This is a genomic window from Nonomuraea spiralis (assembly GCF_014648435.1).
GTDB lineage: Bacteria > Actinomycetota > Actinomycetes > Streptosporangiales > Streptosporangiaceae > Nonomuraea > Nonomuraea spiralis.
On the sequence record NZ_BMRC01000077.1, the window covers coordinates 1 to 2,286 of the forward strand.

The 2,286-nt window shown below is 67.1% G+C and carries 1 protein-coding gene; it reads right to left on the reverse strand.

What is annotated here, in order from left to right; genetic code table 11:
* Positions 1–2,286 (reverse strand): DNA-directed RNA polymerase subunit beta (rpoB, locus tag IEZ27_RS53355; RefSeq protein WP_189654308.1); only part of this gene is annotated, 2,286 nt, incomplete at both ends.

Here is a 2,286-nt window from a genome sequence, read left to right on the forward strand (position 1 = left end):
ACCGGGGTGGCCATGTTGGTACGCGGGGCGACCTTCTCGAACCCCTTGTCCTTCAGCCGCTCGGCCCACGCCTCGGCGATGCCCGAGATGTCCCAGCCACGCGCGGCGATCCACCCCAGGTGGGTCTCCAGCACCTGACCGACGTTCATCCGGCCGGGCACACCCAGCGGGTTGAGGATGATGTCGACCGGGGTGCCGTCCTCCAGGAACGGCATGTCCTCGACCGGCAGGATCTTGGAGATGACGCCCTTGTTGCCGTGACGACCGGCCAGCTTGTCACCGTCGGTGATCTTGCGCTTCTGGGCCACGTAGACGCGGACCAGCTCGTTGACGCCCGGCGGGAGCTCGTCGCCCTCGTCGCGGCTGAACACGCGCACGCCGATGACCTTGCCCTGCTCGCCGTGCGGCACCTTCAGCGAGGTGTCGCGGACCTCACGGGCCTTCTCACCGAAGATCGCGCGCAGCAGCCGCTCCTCCGGGGTCAGCTCGGTCTCGCCCTTCGGGGTGACCTTGCCGACCAGGATGTCGCCGGGCACGACCTCGGCGCCGATGCGGATGATGCCGCGCTCGTCGAGGTCGGCCAGGACCTCCTCCGACACGTTGGGGATGTCCCGGGTGATCTCCTCCGGGCCCAGCTTGGTGTCACGGGCGTCGACCTCGTGCTCCTCGATGTGGATCGAGGACAGGACGTCGTCCTGGACCAGACGCTGGGACAGGATGATCGCGTCTTCGTAGTTGTGGCCCTCCCACGGCATGAACGCCACGAGCAGGTTCTTGCCGAGCGCCATCTCACCGTTGTCGGTGCAGGGGCCGTCGGCGATGACCTGGTTGACCTCGACCCGGTCGCCCTCGGCGACGATGGGCTTCTGGTTGAAGGAGGTGCCCTGGTTGGAGCGCTTGAACTTGGCGACCCGGTACGTCGTACGCGTGCCGTCGTCGTTCATGACGGTGACGTAGTCGGCGGAGACCTCCTCGACCACGCCGGCCTTCTCGGCGCTGATGACGTCGCCGGCGTCGGTCGCGGCACGGTACTCCATGCCGGTGCCGACCAGCGGCGCCTCGCTCTTGAGCAGCGGCACCGACTGGCGCTGCATGTTGGAGCCCATGAGCGCGCGGTTGGCGTCGTCGTGCTCCAGGAAGGGGATCATCGCGGTGGCGACCGACACCATCTGGCGCGGCGACACGTCGATGTAGTCGACCTCCTCCGCACGCGCGAGCTCGGTCTCACCACCCTTGGTGCGGACCAGGACGCGCGGCTCGGCGAACGAACCGTCGGAGTTGAGCGTCGTGTTGGCCTGCGCCTTGACGTAGCGGTCTTCCTCGTCGGCCGTCAGGTAGTCGATCTGCTCGGTCACCTTGCCGTCGACGACCTTGCGGTAAGGCGTCTCGACGAAGCCGAAGGCGTTGATCCGGCCGTAGGAGGCCAGCGAGCCGATCAGACCGATGTTCGGGCCTTCAGGGGTCTCGATCGGGCACATCCGGCCGTAGTGGGACGGGTGCACGTCACGGACCTCGAAGCCGGCCCGCTCACGGGACAGACCACCGGGGCCGAGCGCGGACAGACGCCGCTTGTGCGTCAGGCCGGCCAGCGGGTTGGTCTGGTCCATGAACTGCGAGAGCTGCGAGGTGCCGAAGAACTCCTTGATGGAGGCCACGACGGGACGGATGTTGATCAGGGTCTGCGGCGTGATCGCCTCGACGTCCTGGGTGGTCATCCGCTCGCGGACGACGCGCTCCATACGGGCCAGGCCCAGGCGGACCTGGTTCTGGATGAGCTCGCCGACGCTGCGCAGGCGGCGGTTGCCGAAGTGGTCGATGTCGTCGACCTCGACGATCACCTCACCGTTGGCGCCCGGCATCGACTCCTCGCCCGCGTGCAGGCGGACGATGTACTCGATGGTGGCGACGATGTCCTCTTCGGTCAGCGTGCCCTGCGTGATCTCGGAGTCGACCCCGAGCTTCTTGTTGATCTTGTAGCGGCCCACCTTCGCCAGGTCGTACCGCTTGGGATTGAAGTACAGGTTCTCCAGCAGGGTCTGCGCCGACTCCTTGGTCGGCGGCTCACCCGGACGCAGCTTGCGGTAGATGTCGAGCAGCGCGTCATCCTGACCGGCCGTGTGGTCCTTCTCCAGGGTCGCCCGCATCGACTCGTACTGGCCGAACCGCTCGAGGATCTGGTCGTTGGTCCATCCCAGCGCCTTGAGAAGCACGGTGACGGCCTGCTTGCGCTTACGGTCGATGCGCACACCGACGCTGTCGCGCTTGTCGATCTCGAACTCCAGCCAG